The sequence below is a fragment of the Nocardia sp. 2TAF39 genome, from assembly GCF_052114905.1.
In the GTDB taxonomy this organism is placed as follows: Bacteria; Actinomycetota; Actinomycetes; order Mycobacteriales; family Mycobacteriaceae; genus Nocardia.
In genome coordinates this window covers 43,500-56,906 of record NZ_JBFRFQ010000013.1, presented here as the reverse complement: position 1 = coordinate 56,906, position 13,407 = coordinate 43,500, and the positions used below count along the sequence as shown (strand labels likewise).

The following is a 13,407-nucleotide window of genomic DNA, read 5'->3' as shown; positions in this document are numbered from 1 at the left end:
TCACCTCGGCTCGGCAACCACCGAGTTGGGCGCCCGGTACGCCGACGACCCGAGGAAAACCGCGAACAACGCCGGCCTGCGTCGCTGCAATTCCAGGCGACCGCCGTCGGCCTCGACCAGCGCCCGCGCCAGCGCCAGTCCCACGCCGGTAGAACCGCCTGCCGAGAACCCCCGATCGAAGATGTGCGGCGCCAGCTCGTCGCGTACCCCGTCGCCCTCGTCTGCGACTTCGACACATACCAGCGGCTCGCGATCACCGCCCGGCCGCACCGTGCGCACCGATACCGTGCAGGTCCCGCCGCCATGCATGAGCGCGTTGTCCACCAGCACTGCCACCGCCTCGCGCAGCCGCGAGCCGGTGAGCGGCGCGCGCAGCGACTCGTCCCCGATCAGCGTCAGCGTCCGGCCCGCCTCGGCGAACGGGTGGGTCCATTCGGCGATCACGCCGCGCAGCTCGTCCATGACCGGCACCGGATCGCGGTCCGCCGCGTCCTCGTCCCGCGAGGCCCGCACCAGATCGTCGATTGCTTCGGTGAGCCGGTCCACCTGGGCCATCGCCTCCTCGGCCTCGTGTACCACCTCCGGATCGGAGTGCGCGGAGAGCTCGTCCAAGCGCAGCCGCACGGCGGTAAGCCTGCTGCGCAGCTGGTGCGACACATCGGCGACCAGGGCGTGCTCCCGCTGCAGCCGCCCGGCGATCTCCACCGTCGCCGAATCGAGCACGTCCGAGACGCGGTCCAGTTCCGAGATACCGTGTCTACGCGCATCGGGCCGGAAATCGCCCATCGCCAGACGCGCAGCGCGCGCCGCGACGTCGCGCAGCGGATCGGCCACCCGGCGGGCGGTGACCACCGCGACCGCAACCGCCGCTCCCAGCGAGGCGAGCACCGCGAGCCCCACCACCGCAACCGCCTGACGTTGCATGGCGTGCATCGGCGCCGAGGGCACCTCCAGGCGCAGCGACCCCGATGTGCCCATCGACAGCGACTCCACCAACGGGTCGGACACATCGTTCGCCCCGACGTCCTGCCGGGAGGCGTTGTCCTGCGGCGACGGGTAGACGATGGTGAGCTTGCCGTTCTCGGGCACCAACGGTGCCACCGACCGTGTGTCCAGCTCGCCGAGCACCGTGCCGTCGCCGCGCTCCTGCGCGATGATCTCCGCGGCCATCCGGTCCAGCCGGTTCTGCAAGTCGTTGCGGGTGATGTCCTCCACCCACAGCCAAGCCGTATAGATGAGCGGCACGCCGAGCACGACCGTGGTGAGGGTCAGCACGGTGAGCATCGAACGCAGAATCCGACGACGCATGTCAGTCGGTGTTCAGTCGGAAGCCGACACCGCGGACGGTGACGATGCGCCGCTCGGCCATCGGGCCTTCGTCGCCGATCTTGCGGCGCAGCCAGGACATGTGCATATCCAGGGTCTTGGAGCCGCGCAGCTCGGCGTCACCCCACACCTCGCGCAGGATGGTCTCGCGTGGCACCACCTGCCCGGCCCGGTCGATCAGCACCTTGAGTAACTCGTATTCCTTGTTGGCCAGACCGATTTCGACGCCGTTCACCAGCACCCGTCGCGCCGCCGGTTCCATACGGATGCCGCCGACTTCGATCGCGTCGTCACCGATTCCGCTGCGGCGCAACAATGCTCGCACCCGGGCCAACAGCTCGGCGAGCCGGAAGGGCTTGCCGACGTAGTCGTCGGCGCCCGCGTCCAGCCCGACCACGAAGTCCACCTCGTCGGTGCGCGCGGTGAGCATCAGCACGGCCAGATCCGCGCCGCGGGCGCGCACCTGACGACACACCTCCAGCCCGTCCATGCCGGGCAGGCCGAGGTCGAGGATGAGCAGATCGTGGTCGCCCTCCAGTGCCCGCTTCAGCACGGCGGGCCCGAAACGCTCGACGGTCACCGAATAACCCTCACGCCCGAGTGCGCGCGACAGCGGCGCGGCGATGGCCTCGTCGTCCTCGGCCAACAGTACAGCGGTCATCTGCCCAGGTTACGGCTTATCGGTAGCCGCCACGGTCGTCCCAGCCGCCGCGACCGCTGTGGCCGCGCTCCACCTCGAACACCTGGTGATACAGCAGCGCGTGCACCTGCTGCACGGCCGGGATGTCGTCGTACTCGAGCGGTTCGGAGGAGGACGACTCGATGATCAGCGTCCCGGTCCCGAGCATCCGGTCGAACAGCCCGTGCCGGAACTGGACACTCGAGATCCGGCTCATCGGAATGTCGATGCCGGTGTGTGTGAGCACGCCCTGGCGCACGAGCACTCTTCGGTCGGTGATGATGAAATGCGTCGACTTCCAGCTGACAACCGGTGCGACACAACGCCATCCGAGAACGACCAGGTACACCACCAGCACCGCGATCAGCAGCACGGATCGTGTGCTTTCCTCGGCTTTGCGTGAGATGAGCCCGCCCGCGAAACCGGCGAGTGCGGTGGCGACGATGAGCGTCACGATGGGCCAGAACAGCATTTTCCAATGCGGATGACGATGGAGTATCAGCTGTTCTTCGGGCGCCAGCACATCCTCCGGATAACCCATGTCAGGCACCCTACCGCGTGCGGATGCCGGAATAGCCGACAGTGCAGCGCGTGGTGCTACACAATCGTCTGCCAGCGTGTCGATTCCGCAATGTTCGCCGGGGAGACCGTCTACCCCGCCTTCCAGCCCGTCTAACGCATTCAGCCCCCGCACTTTCCGGTTCCCGAGCGATCGGGAAGTGCGCACTCGAGTGGGTCAGTTCTCCGCGCGCAGATGGGCGACGTCGGCCGCGGATACCGCCTGGTCGCCGATGAGCAGGCGGCCGGCGTCGTCGACGCCGTCGGCCACGCCGGTCAGCACCTGGCCGCCGGGCAGCTCGGCCCGGACCTGGGCGCCGATCGTGGCGCACCGTTCGCGGTAGGCGGCGGCCAGCTCGGCGTTCGCCCAGTTCCCGTCACGCCACGCGGTGAAGCGGCGGGCGAATTCGGCCAGCAGCGACCGCACCAGCACCGTGCGGTCGGTCTCCTTCGCGCCCGCAAGGGTGAGCGACGTGGCATGCGGCACCGGCAGTTCCGCCTCAGTGAGGCTCACGTTGAGTCCGACTCCGATCACCACGGCCGGCGCGCCGCCACCTGCCGCGACCTCGGCGAGGATGCCCGCGACCTTGCGTCCGTCGATCAGCACGTCGTTCGGCCACTTGAGGTCCGCGGCGACTCCCGCCGTTGCGCGCAGCGCGTCCACCACGCTGACGCCGGTCAGCAGCGACAGCCAGGCGAGCAAGGTCGGGTCGATCCCGCGCAACCGCACCAGCAGCGACATCGCGATCTGCGCCCGCGGCGGGCTGACCCAGGTCCGCGCATGTCGACCGCGGCCGTGCTCCTGCGTCTCCGCCAGCAACACCAGGCGATCGGCGTCCGGCTCGCCCGCCCGCGCGATCAGGTCCGCGTTCGTGGACCCGGTCGTCTCCACCACGTCGATATGGGAGAAGAACGACAGCTCGGGCGACTCGATGACACTGCGCCGCAATTGCTCTGCATCCAACGGTGGCCTCTGCACACCGGGCAGGCTACTCGCCGCGCTATCCGACGAGGTCGTACACGCCGATCCGGTCGCCTGCCGCCATCGCCACCCCATCGCCTTCCGCGGACTCGCCCTCGACGGATTCGGCCCAGTATTCGGGGTCGACGTACTTCGCCTCGGTCTGCTCGGTCCGCATCCACGCCGCGGCGGCGGCGTATTCGGTGACCGTCCTGCTCCATTCCCACATTGCGGGCTCCTCCCCTGAGCTCGAAAATCGGTCGTTATCAAGCTATCTGGACACCCCCCGGCGGCGATACTCGTTTTCCGCCGATGGCGCCCGTCGATCGACCGGGAACTTTGCGCTCCGCAACCTGATCTAGCTGGGGTTTTACTCGCCGGTAGCCCGGCCTCGGTTAGAAAGAAGCACTGGCACTCGTTACACTCCGGAGCCATGACGAGTGTCCAGCAGCAGCCCGCTTCAGGTCCGGCGGGCTCCCCCGATATCCACACCACCGCCGGGAAGCTGGCTGACCTGCGGAATCGGCTGGAAGAGGCCAAGCACCCGATGGGTGAGGCCGCCGTCGACAAGGTGCACGCGAAGGGCAAGATGACCGCCCGCGAGCGCATCCTTGCCCTGTTGGACGAGGGCTCGTTCGTCGAACTCGACGCGCTGGCACGCCACCGCAGCGTGAACTTCGGCCTGGAGAACAACCGGCCGCTCGGCGACGGCGTGGTGACCGGCTACGGCACGATCGACGGCCGCGACGTCTGCATCTTCAGCCAGGACGTCACGGTGTTCGGTGGCAGCCTCGGCGAGGTCTACGGCGAGAAGATCGTCAAAGTGATGGACTTGGCCCTGAAGACCGGCCGTCCGCTGATCGGCATCAACGAGGGTGCGGGCGCGCGCATCCAGGAGGGCGTGGTCTCGCTCGGCCTCTACGGGGAGATCTTCCACCGCAACATCCAGGCCTCCGGCGTGATCCCGCAGATCTCGCTGATCATGGGCCCGGCCGCCGGTGGCCACGTGTACTCCCCCGCGCTGACCGACTTCGTGGTGATGGTCGACGGCACCAGCCAGATGTTCGTCACCGGGCCGGACGTCATCAAGACGGTGACCGGCGAGGACGTCACCATGGAGGACCTGGGCGGTGCGCACACGCACATGACCAAGTCCGGCGTCGCGCACTACGTCGCCTCCGGCGAGCAGGATGCGCTGGACTACGTCAAGGACCTGCTGTCCTACCTGCCGAGCAACAACCGGGCCGAGGCGCCGCGGTTCCCGGCCACCGACCCGATCGCCGGCGCGATCGAGGACTCGCTCACCGACGAGGACCTCGAGCTGGACACGATCATCCCAGACTCACCGAACCAGCCCTACGACATGCACGAGGTGATCCGTCGTCTGCTGGACGACGACGAGTTCCTCGAGGTGCAGGCCGAGCGCGCGATGAACGTCATCGTTGGCTTCGGCCGAATCGACGGCCGCAGCGTGGGTATCGTGGCCAACCAGCCCACCCAGTTCGCCGGCTGTCTGGACATCGACGCCTCGGAGAAGGCTGCTCGGTTCGTGCGCACCTGCGACGCGTTCAACATCCCGATCGTCACCCTGGTCGATGTTCCCGGCTTCCTGCCCGGCACCGGCCAGGAGTACAACGGCATCATCCGGCGTGGCGCGAAGCTGCTCTACGCCTACGGCGAGGCCACTGTGGGCAAAATCACGATCATCACCCGCAAGGCCTACGGTGGCGCCTACGACGTCATGGGTTCCAAGCACATGGGTGCGGACGTGAACCTCGCCTGGCCGTCCGCCCAGATCGCCGTGATGGGCGCTTCCGGCGCCGTCGGATTCGTCTACCGCAAGCAACTGCAGCAGGCCGCCGCGGAGGGCGGAGACGTCGATGCGCTGCGGCTCGAGCTGCAGAACGAGTACGAAGACACGCTCGTGAACCCGTACATCGCCGCCGAGCGCGGCTACGTGGACGCGGTCATCCCGCCGTCGCACACGCGCGGTCAAATCGTGTCGGCGCTGCGATTGCTCGAACGCAAAATGGTTACTCTTCCGCCGAAGAAACACGGCAACATCCCGCTGTGATCAAGCGATATCCTCGTAGGCCGCGCACACTTGCGCAAGACGCGATGAGTGGATCCGAGGATGATCTGCTTTGTTCGGGTATTTCGAAATATGGGAACGCCTGATCAATCAACGCGATCGAGGCAAAGAGAGGATCTGGCACCGTGACGACCGTGGCAGAAGAAGATGTATTGAGCGCCGTCGAACTGGAACTCGCAGTCGACCCGATCGTCGATCAGGTCCGAGTGGCCGCCGACGCGAACGCGGCCGCCGCGGTGCCGGCCGGAGCCACCGTGGAGCCCTTCTTCCGTGTAGTGAAGGGCGCACCTACCGACGAGGAACTCGCCGCGCTGGTATGCGTCCTGTCCGCCGTCGCCAACGGTGCGGCACCGGCGGGCCGGTCCGGTCCGGCGGACCTGTGGGGTCGCCCGACGCTGATGCACCGCGGCAGTTCGCCGTTCTCCCCGTACGCCTTCCCGCAACTGTCCCACCTGCGCGAGTGACGCGCCTGGTTCTCGCTTCCGCGTCCCCTGCCCGCAGGGAAGTTCTCCGTTCGGCGGGCATCGACCCGATCGTCCGAGTATCCGACGTGGACGAGGATGCGGTGGCCCGTGCCCTTCCCCATGACACCGCGCCCCAGCTGGTCGTGGTCGAGCTGGCCCGCGCCAAGGCGGCAGCCGTAGCCGCCGACATTCCCGAACTCGCCGCCGATTGTGTTGTGGTGGCCTGCGATTCGATGCTGCTCGTCGATGGCGAGCTGCAGGGCAAGCCATACACTCCCGAGGTCGCACGCGCCCGCTGGGGCTATATGGCGGGGCGCAGTGCGGACCTGGTGACCGGCCACTGTGTGCTGCGACTCCGGAACGGACAGGTCACCGCCGAGGCGGTCGACCACAGTTCCACCACGGTGCATTTCGCCGAGCCGGAGCCCGACGAGCTGGACGCCTACATCGCGACCGGCGAGCCGTTGCAGGTGGCGGGCGCGTTCACCCTCGACGGTTTGGGCGGCTGGTTCGTCGATCGCATCGACGGCGATCCGTCCAGCGTCATCGGAATCGGGCTACCACTGCTGCGCCGATTGCTTGATGACGTTGGGGTCGGAGTTACGCAGTTGTGGGGCCACACGGCCTGACGGCGCGGTCAGCGGCTCAGGAATCTCCACATCACCACCCGCGGGCACCGTCGCCGCCTCGTGGGCTTCGGCGTGCCGCGCGGCGATGAGTTCCAGTCGCGCCACACATAGCTCCGGCTCGACGAACGGATGCATCTGGACATCGACCTCGCCGCGCGCACCGTTGCGGTCGAGCACCTCTTCGATCAGGCCGAGATGCACGCCGCACACCACCTCGGAATGCGTCCGCGCGAGCTCGCGCAGCGGACAGGCCGTCAGCCGGATCAACACCCGCTCGTCGGTCTCCGAGGAAGGGTCGCGTTCCGGTGCGAAGCCGAGCTCCGACATCAGCGTCATGGTGACGTCTTTGGCGTCCTCCAGCGATTCGATCCGATGGTCACCGACATCGAGTTTGGCACCCCAGGACCGGCCTGCCGCGACGGCAGCCTCCGACCGACGCCGCGGATCCGGCCCCAACTGGTCAGCGAGAACCTGCGCCAAATCCTGGTAGCCGACCGATCGCTGTACGGCGCTGTATCCGATGCGCGGACGCCCGCGGCCGCGGGGTGGCTGCTGGAATTGCCGGACGAGGGATTCCCTGGTGAGCACGTCTAAGTGAAACCGAACCGTGGTGACGTGCTGTCCGGTGATCCTGGCCAGTTCTTGGGCATCGAGAGGTTCGCTGGCGCCACGTAGGATCGCGAGCAGTCGCCGCCGCGGCCAAGAATCGGACATAGCTCACCCCTCCTCTCGGGAGACTTTATCGGATGTAGGTGCCATTAATTCGCCCCTCAGCCGATTTGTGATCTGAAACGAGAGTCACTATCGCCTCACACCATCGCTGTGAGACCCGAAGCGCCGTCACCACCGCCTACACACGCGTGAAGGACCACTCCGTGGCTGTTACTCCGGATCCTCATTCCTCATTCGGTTCCTACGCACATCCTCACCGACTAGTAACCACCGAATGGCTGTCGGCAAACATCGGTACGAAGGGACTCGAGATCATCGAGTCCAACGAAGGACATATTGCTCTACGACATCGGGCACGGTCCCGGCGCCACGAAGCTTGGATTGGCGACGCGATCGGAACGATCCGGTCACGCCCGACTATATCGACGGAATCCGCTTCACCGAACTGATGCGCGCCAAAGGAATCGCAGTCGACGACACGGTGGTGATCTACGGCGGTCGAGGCAAAGCGCAGGCGGCGCACACGGCATGGGTCTTCACCTTGTTCGGGCACGAAAACGTGTGATTGCTCCACGGTGGGCGGGCGGCATGGATCTTCGAAGCACGCGACACGACCTTCGAGCCCGCGCACGGTGTCGGCCGCGAGTACCCGACCGTGCGCCGCGACGGCAGCACCACCCGCTTCGACACCGTCCGCAACTACGACGTTCCTGGACCGAATAGGGCAACGCGGTGCGGATGCCGATCGCCAAGGGAGATGATTCCGGCGAGGTCCCTTCGGGCGCCTCGCGGCGCGCCCGCAGCAGGTAGGGCGGGCCGCGGTCCCGAACACCACCCGCGTAGGTTGTGATCTGCGACCTACTGTTGAGTAGGGCTAGCCGAGTTCGGTGTCTGTTGGCAGACTGCCTACACTCGCCCGAGACGTAAGTTTGTCGATTTCGGGAGCGGAGCCCTGCGCAGCGACCCCACCCCCCGCGAAGCGACCAAAGATTGCACACAGGAGGCTCAGTGCCCAGCCATGCCAGCGCACGGATCACGAAGGTACTCGTAGCTAACCGAGGCGAAATCGCGGTGCGCGTAATCCGGGCGGCCAAGGACGCCGGCATCGGCAGCGTCGCGGTATATGCCGAGCCGGACGCCGATGCCCCGTTCGTGAAGCTTGCCGACGAGGCCTTCGCCCTTGGTGGGCAAACCTCGGCCGAGTCGTACCTCGTGTTCGACAAGATCCTCGATGCTGCTGCCAGGTCCGGCGCCGACGCCATCCACCCTGGCTACGGCTTCTTATCGGAGAACGCCGATTTCGCCCAGGCCGTCATCGACGCCGGGCTGATCTGGATCGGCCCTTCACCGCAATCGATTCGCGACCTGGGTGACAAGGTCACCGCGCGCCATATCGCCGAGCGCGCGAACGCGCCGATGGCCGCGGGCACCAAGGACCCGGTCAAGAACGCCGACGAGGTTGTGGAGTTCGCGAAGAAGTACGGCGTTCCGGTCGCCATCAAGGCCGCGTTCGGCGGTGGCGGTCGTGGCATGAAGGTCGCGCACTCCATCGAGGAGATCCCCGAGCTGTTCGAGTCGGCCACCCGCGAGGCGACCGCCGCCTTCGGCCGCGGCGAGTGCTTCGTCGAGCAGTATCTGGATAAGGCCCGCCACGTCGAGGCGCAGGTCATCGCCGACAAGCACGGCAACGTCGTGGTCGCGGGCACCCGCGATTGCTCGCTGCAGCGGCGCTTCCAGAAGCTCGTCGAGGAGGCCCCCGCACCGTTCCTGACCGACGAGGTGCGTGCGAAGATCCACGCCTCGGCCAAAGCCATCTGCAAGGAAGCCCACTACTACGGGGCGGGCACCGTCGAATACCTGGTGCAGGGCGACACTGTCTCGTTCCTCGAGGTGAACACCCGCCTGCAGGTCGAGCACCCGGTCACCGAGGAGACCGCGGGCATCGACCTGGTGCGCCAGCAGTTCCGGATCGCCAACGGCGAAGAGCTGGAAATCAAGGAAGACCCCAAGCCGCGCGGCCACTCGTTCGAGTTCCGCATCAACGGCGAGGACGCGGGCCGCGGCTTCCTGCCCGCCCCCGGCCCGGTCGCGGTGTACAAGGAGCCGACCGGCCCCGGCGTCCGCGTGGACTCCGGCGTGGTGCAGGGCAGCGTGATCGGCGGTCAGTTCGACTCGATGCTGGCCAAGCTGATCGTCACCGGCGAGAACCGCGCACAAGCGCTGGAGCGGGCGCGACGCGCCCTGGCCGAGTTCGAGGTCGACGGCCTTGCCACCGTCATCCCGTTCCACCGGGCGATCGTCGAGGACCCGGCGTTCATCGGTGACGGCGAGACGTTCGAGGTCTACACCAAGTGGATCGAAACCGAGTGGGTCAATACTGTCGAGCCGTTCAGCGGGAGTGCCGCCGCAGCCGACGAGGACGAGGATCTGCCCAGGCAGAAGGTAGTCGTCGAGGTTGGTGGGCGCCGGGTCGAGGTGTCGCTTCCTGGCAACTTCACCGTGGGCGCCGGAGCCGCTGGAGYGGCGAGCAACGGCGCCGGGGTGATCCGCAAGAAGCCCAAGCCGCGCAAGCGGGGCGGCGCGGGCGGCGGCGCAGCCTCCGGCGACGCGGTGACCGCACCGATGCAGGGCACCGTCGTCAAGGTCGCTGTCGAGGAAGGCCAGTCCGTCGAGGCGGGTGACCTGATCGTGGTGCTCGAGGCGATGAAGATGGAAAACCCGGTCAACGCGCACAAGGCAGGCGTGGTCACCGGACTGTCGGTCGAGGCGGGCGCGGCGATCACCCAGGGCACGGTTCTCGCAGAAATCAAGTAGGCACAAGGCGAAGACCGTCTACGAGCGGGCGCTGGACACAACCTCCACGCCCGCTCTGTTCGTTCGCCGACTCTCCCTGGCTACGCGAGCTGCCTCGTCCCGGCCTGACACTCACGCGGCGGTGTCGTATCGTCGTTCGGTGACCAGCTCGAGCATTTCCCCTGTCGCGGAGGTGATCCGCGCCCGACATGCCTCGTCCAGCCGTGCCGACGGGCATCGGCTCGTGCTCGTCGTCGAGGGTGGCGGCAGCCGCGGCGTCTACTCCAGCGGCATGGTGTCCGCGCTGGAGGAGCTGAGGCTCGCCCGGGTCTTCGATGCGGTCTACGGCACGTCCGCGGGCGCGATCAACGGTGCCTGGCTGCTGTCCGGGCGCGCGGTGCTCGGCACACGCCCGTGGACCGATCCGGAGATCATGCGGCGAGCCATCGACCCGGCTCGCCTGCTGCGCGGAGGTCCCGCGTTCGACCTGCGCTACCTGGTGCACCAGGTGTACGACGGCATCGAGCCGATGGACTTCTCTGCGATCCTGACCAACCCCACAACGTTTCATCCGATCGCCACCGACACCCGCACCGGTCAGGCGGTCGACCTGCACCCGCACATCACCGACAAGCGCACGCTCCTGCGCGCGCTGCGTGCCTCGGCGGGATTGCCCATCCTGGCCGGGCCGCCGGTCCCCCTCGGCGGCTCCACCTACTTCGACGGCGGCCTGTCCGAAACCGTGCCGATTCGCGCCGCCGTTCGCGCGGGCGCCACCCACGCGCTGGTCCTGCGCACTCGCCGCGTAGACGAGAAACGCCCGCCCGCCTCCCGGCTGCACCGGATCGTGGGCGGAGGCTACCTGCGCGCCGCAGCCCCCGGCGCGTACCGGGCCTGGCTGGAACGCCCCAACCAGCAGGACATCGAGGACAGGGCGCTGGCCGACCTCGGCGACTCCGTCCTGCAGATCCACCCTCCAGTCGGGTCTCCCGACGTCGACAGCACGGCCCGCGACACCACCCTGCTGGCCCGCGCCCTGGGTATCGGCCGCCAAGCGGTCCGCACGGCTCTCGCCGACACCGCCCGCGTCGCTTGACGCGTCTCCGACCGACGGACTCGGGCGTCGCGGCTGCGTCAGTTGAGGTGCACCTGTACGCCGTTGGAGAGGAAGAAGTCGTGGAGTTCGAGGTGGTCGGGGCTGGCTTGCGGCGGTAGATCGAAGACCAGTTGGGTGGTGGCCGACTGGCCAGGGCGCAGCTCGAACGAATAGCCGAGGCGCTGTTGGGTGTTCTGCCACATGGTGGCGGTGGCATTGTGCTCGAAGGGGGTCCCCTGGGCGTCGAACAGGCGCTGGCCCATCGGCAGGAACCACTTCACCTCGTCGGAGATGTTGCGGACGGCGAGGGTGACTATCAGGAACGAGCCTGCGGCCGTCTGCAATCCGACCCGCGACACGTCCGCGTCGACCTTCGTCACGACGAACTCGAATTTGCCGTCCCGGACCGGGATGTCCACCGAGGCCGGTGCGGCAGGCCCCGGCAGCGACCGATCCTTCGGCGGTCCGGGATGCTCGTCGGCACGCACCGAGGGCGGCGAGGCGGGCGCACCGCCACCCGAATCACTCGTCTTGCTCCCGACGGCGATCAGCGCGAAACATCCGGCGGCAAGCGCGAACGGTGCCAGGAAGATCACGATCAGCGCACCGATCACCTTCGACATCGAGCTCCGCCGCCGCGGCCGTCGCCGCAGCGCCGGGACGAGCGGGCGTGCCTGAGGAGGCCGGTAGGCAGGACGGTTGACCGGAGCGGGGAAGACCCTGCGCGCGGGCGTGCCCGCCCGCGGATACGGCAGCGGCAACGGGGCATGCCTCGGGGCCAGCACCCGCGCCGGGAGTGCGAGCAGCCGCGCCTGCCATCCGCCTGGGTTCGGCCCGGTGCCCGACTGAACCGCCGGATACGGTCCGTTCGGGTACCACTGCTGTGCGCCTGAATGCTGCTGCCCAGCAACCGGATATACCGCACCCGCACGCACCTGTGGTTGTCGCGCATCGAAATACGGCCGGTAATTGCGCTGCGGCGCATCGGGAGGAGCGGCAGCATTCGGATCATGCTGTCCCACAACAGAATTTACTTGTGGCGCGATCAGGGAGATGTCGAGCCTCGTCGCCACCAAGGTCGGCGTCGGCCCCGGCTCCGGCAGGACCTTCGTCGGCGTCGGTCCGGCGAGCGCCGCGGGAGCCTGCCCTGGGTGCGGCGAATGTTCCGCAGCGGGTTCGTCGGTCAGGAACTTCGTTGCCGGGCGGCCGGGTTCGGGGAGGTGCGTGGTCGGCGGCATCGAGTCAGCGGCGGGAACCGGTGCGGTCTGCGCTGGGACGGGCGCACCGATCGCCGCGCGCGCGGCGGCGGCGAATGCGCCTGCGGTGGAGAATCGTTCGGCCGGGTCCTTGGCCAGACCACGGTCGATGACGGCGTCGAGCTCGACCGGGACGTCGATGCGGGCCGAGCTGGCGTGCGGCGGTGCCGACATCAGGTGGGCGTGCATCTGCTGGGCGGGATCGGTGTCGCCGTAGGGCCGGGATCCGGTCAGGCATTCGTAGAGCACGCAGGCCAGCGAGTAGACGTCCGCGCGACCGTCCACGTTGCCGGTGAACCGCTCCGGAGCCATGTACGCCAGGGTGCCGATCGCCATGCCGGTGGTGGTCACGGCCGTCTGCCCCAGCCCCTGTGCGATGCCGAAGTCGATCAGGTAGGTGAAGCCGGTGGGATGAACGACGATGTTGGACGGTTTGACGTCGCGGTGTACCAGCCCGGCCCGATGCGCCACGTCGAGCGCGACCGCCACATGTCCGACGAGGCCGACTGCGACGTCCGGTGCCAGCGGCCCCTCGGCCGCCATCCTGCGCGCCAGGTCGGTGCCCTCGACGAACTGCATGTCGATGTAGAACCGACCGTCGATCTCGCCGAAGCGGTGAATCCGCGGCACGTGCGGATCGCGCAACGCGGCAACGGCCTCGGCTTCGCGCTCGAACCGCTTGCGATATCCCCCAGCGACCGCGAGTTCGGCGGGCAGGAGTTTCAGCGCCACCCATCGCGTCGCAGTAGTGTCGTACGCCAACCAGACCTGCCCCATGCCGCCCTTGCCGAGCAGCCGCTCCAGCCGGTAACCCCCGAATCGCACCTCCCCCATCGCGAACCTCCAGTCACCGTTGACATCTGGCGGACCCGGCCTTCGCC

13 protein-coding genes are annotated in these 13,407 nt (G+C 67.9%); 6 read left to right on the top strand and 7 right to left on the bottom strand.

Features of this window, described 5'->3' with window-relative positions:
* From AB4Z47_RS10390 to AB4Z47_RS10370, 5 genes are all read right to left on the bottom strand, one after another.
* On the bottom strand, nucleotides 1-1,308 hold the full coding sequence (locus AB4Z47_RS10390) for a sensor histidine kinase (protein WP_441949848.1): 1,308 nt from the start codon (nucleotides 1,306-1,308) through the stop codon (nucleotides 1-3).
* Between the two features lies 1 nt (nucleotide 1,309).
* Nucleotides 1,310-1,987: a response regulator transcription factor gene (locus AB4Z47_RS10385; RefSeq protein ID WP_441949846.1), complete on the bottom strand. Its 678-nt coding sequence runs from the start codon at nucleotides 1,985-1,987 to the stop codon at nucleotides 1,310-1,312.
* 16 nt (nucleotides 1,988-2,003) lie between these two features.
* Complete coding sequence (locus AB4Z47_RS10380; protein ID WP_441949844.1) at nucleotides 2,004-2,546, bottom strand: PH domain-containing protein; 543 nt, start codon at nucleotides 2,544-2,546, stop codon at nucleotides 2,004-2,006.
* Between the two features lie 195 nt (nucleotides 2,547-2,741).
* Entirely contained in the window at nucleotides 2,742-3,542 is an 801-nt protein-coding gene (locus AB4Z47_RS10375) for a biotin--[acetyl-CoA-carboxylase] ligase (protein WP_441949843.1), read from the bottom strand.
* 22 nt (nucleotides 3,543-3,564) lie between these two features.
* Entirely contained in the window at nucleotides 3,565-3,753 is a 189-nt protein-coding gene (locus AB4Z47_RS10370) for a hypothetical protein (protein WP_441949841.1), read from the bottom strand.
* 204 nt (nucleotides 3,754-3,957) lie between these two features.
* On the opposite strand from AB4Z47_RS10370, the gene AB4Z47_RS10365 reads away from it, so the two are divergent.
* From AB4Z47_RS10365 to AB4Z47_RS10355, 3 genes are all read left to right on the top strand, one after another.
* On the top strand, nucleotides 3,958-5,598 hold the full coding sequence (locus AB4Z47_RS10365) for an acyl-CoA carboxylase subunit beta (protein ID WP_441949839.1): 1,641 nt from the start codon (nucleotides 3,958-3,960) through the stop codon (nucleotides 5,596-5,598).
* Nucleotides 5,599-5,741: 143 nt separating this feature from the next.
* On the top strand, nucleotides 5,742-6,080 hold the full coding sequence (locus tag AB4Z47_RS10360; RefSeq protein WP_441949837.1) for an acyl-CoA carboxylase subunit epsilon: 339 nt from the start codon (nucleotides 5,742-5,744) through the stop codon (nucleotides 6,078-6,080).
* Nucleotides 6,077-6,709, top strand: a complete 633-nt coding sequence (locus tag AB4Z47_RS10355; RefSeq protein ID WP_441949836.1) for a Maf family protein — start codon at nucleotides 6,077-6,079, stop codon at nucleotides 6,707-6,709. Before AB4Z47_RS10360 ends, AB4Z47_RS10355 begins: the two co-directional genes overlap by 4 nt.
* Here AB4Z47_RS10355 and AB4Z47_RS10350 read toward each other — a convergent pair.
* Nucleotides 6,638-7,423 (bottom strand): helix-turn-helix transcriptional regulator, encoded by a 786-nt coding sequence (locus AB4Z47_RS10350; protein ID WP_441949834.1) that lies wholly within the window; start codon nucleotides 7,421-7,423, stop codon nucleotides 6,638-6,640. The two genes, AB4Z47_RS10355 and AB4Z47_RS10350, sit on opposite strands and share 72 nt — an antisense overlap.
* A 334-nt stretch (nucleotides 7,424-7,757) precedes the next feature.
* Here AB4Z47_RS10350 and AB4Z47_RS10345 point away from each other — a divergent pair, with 334 nt between their 5' ends.
* From AB4Z47_RS10345 to AB4Z47_RS10335, 3 genes are all read left to right on the top strand, one after another.
* Entirely contained in the window at nucleotides 7,758-7,946 is a 189-nt protein-coding gene (locus AB4Z47_RS10345) for a hypothetical protein (protein WP_441949832.1), read from the top strand.
* 443 nt (nucleotides 7,947-8,389) lie between these two features.
* Nucleotides 8,390-10,195: an acetyl/propionyl/methylcrotonyl-CoA carboxylase subunit alpha gene (locus AB4Z47_RS10340; protein WP_441949830.1), complete on the top strand. Its 1,806-nt coding sequence runs from the start codon at nucleotides 8,390-8,392 to the stop codon at nucleotides 10,193-10,195.
* A gap of 139 nt (nucleotides 10,196-10,334) precedes the next feature.
* Nucleotides 10,335-11,270 carry a patatin-like phospholipase family protein gene (locus tag AB4Z47_RS10335; RefSeq protein ID WP_441949829.1) on the top strand — a complete coding sequence of 312 codons (936 nt, stop codon included), beginning with the start codon at nucleotides 10,335-10,337 and terminating at the stop codon, nucleotides 11,268-11,270.
* A gap of 38 nt (nucleotides 11,271-11,308) precedes the next feature.
* Here AB4Z47_RS10335 and AB4Z47_RS10330 read toward each other — a convergent pair whose 3' ends face one another.
* Nucleotides 11,309-13,360: a protein kinase domain-containing protein gene (locus tag AB4Z47_RS10330; RefSeq protein ID WP_441949827.1), complete on the bottom strand. Its 2,052-nt coding sequence runs from the start codon at nucleotides 13,358-13,360 to the stop codon at nucleotides 11,309-11,311.
* Nucleotides 13,361-13,407 lie beyond the last annotated feature (47 nt).

Excerpts from the sequence above, each read along its gene's own strand:
- AB4Z47_RS10390 (WP_441949848.1), bottom strand. The coding sequence starts at position 1,308 with ATGCGTCGTCGGATTCTGCGTTCGATGCTCACCGTGCTGACCCTCACC.
- AB4Z47_RS10385 (WP_441949846.1), bottom strand. The coding sequence starts at position 1,987 with ATGACCGCTGTACTGTTGGCCGAGGACGACGAGGCCATCGCCGCGCCG.
- AB4Z47_RS10380 (WP_441949844.1), bottom strand. The coding sequence starts at position 2,546 with ATGGGTTATCCGGAGGATGTGCTGGCGCCCGAAGAACAGCTGATACTC.
- AB4Z47_RS10370 (WP_441949841.1), bottom strand. The coding sequence starts at position 3,753 with ATGTGGGAATGGAGCAGGACGGTCACCGAATACGCCGCCGCCGCGGCG.
- AB4Z47_RS10365 (WP_441949839.1), top strand. The coding sequence starts at position 3,958 with ATGACGAGTGTCCAGCAGCAGCCCGCTTCAGGTCCGGCGGGCTCCCCC.
- AB4Z47_RS10350 (WP_441949834.1), bottom strand. The coding sequence starts at position 7,423 with ATGTCCGATTCTTGGCCGCGGCGGCGACTGCTCGCGATCCTACGTGGC.
- AB4Z47_RS10330 (WP_441949827.1), bottom strand. The coding sequence starts at position 13,360 with ATGGGGGAGGTGCGATTCGGGGGTTACCGGCTGGAGCGGCTGCTCGGC.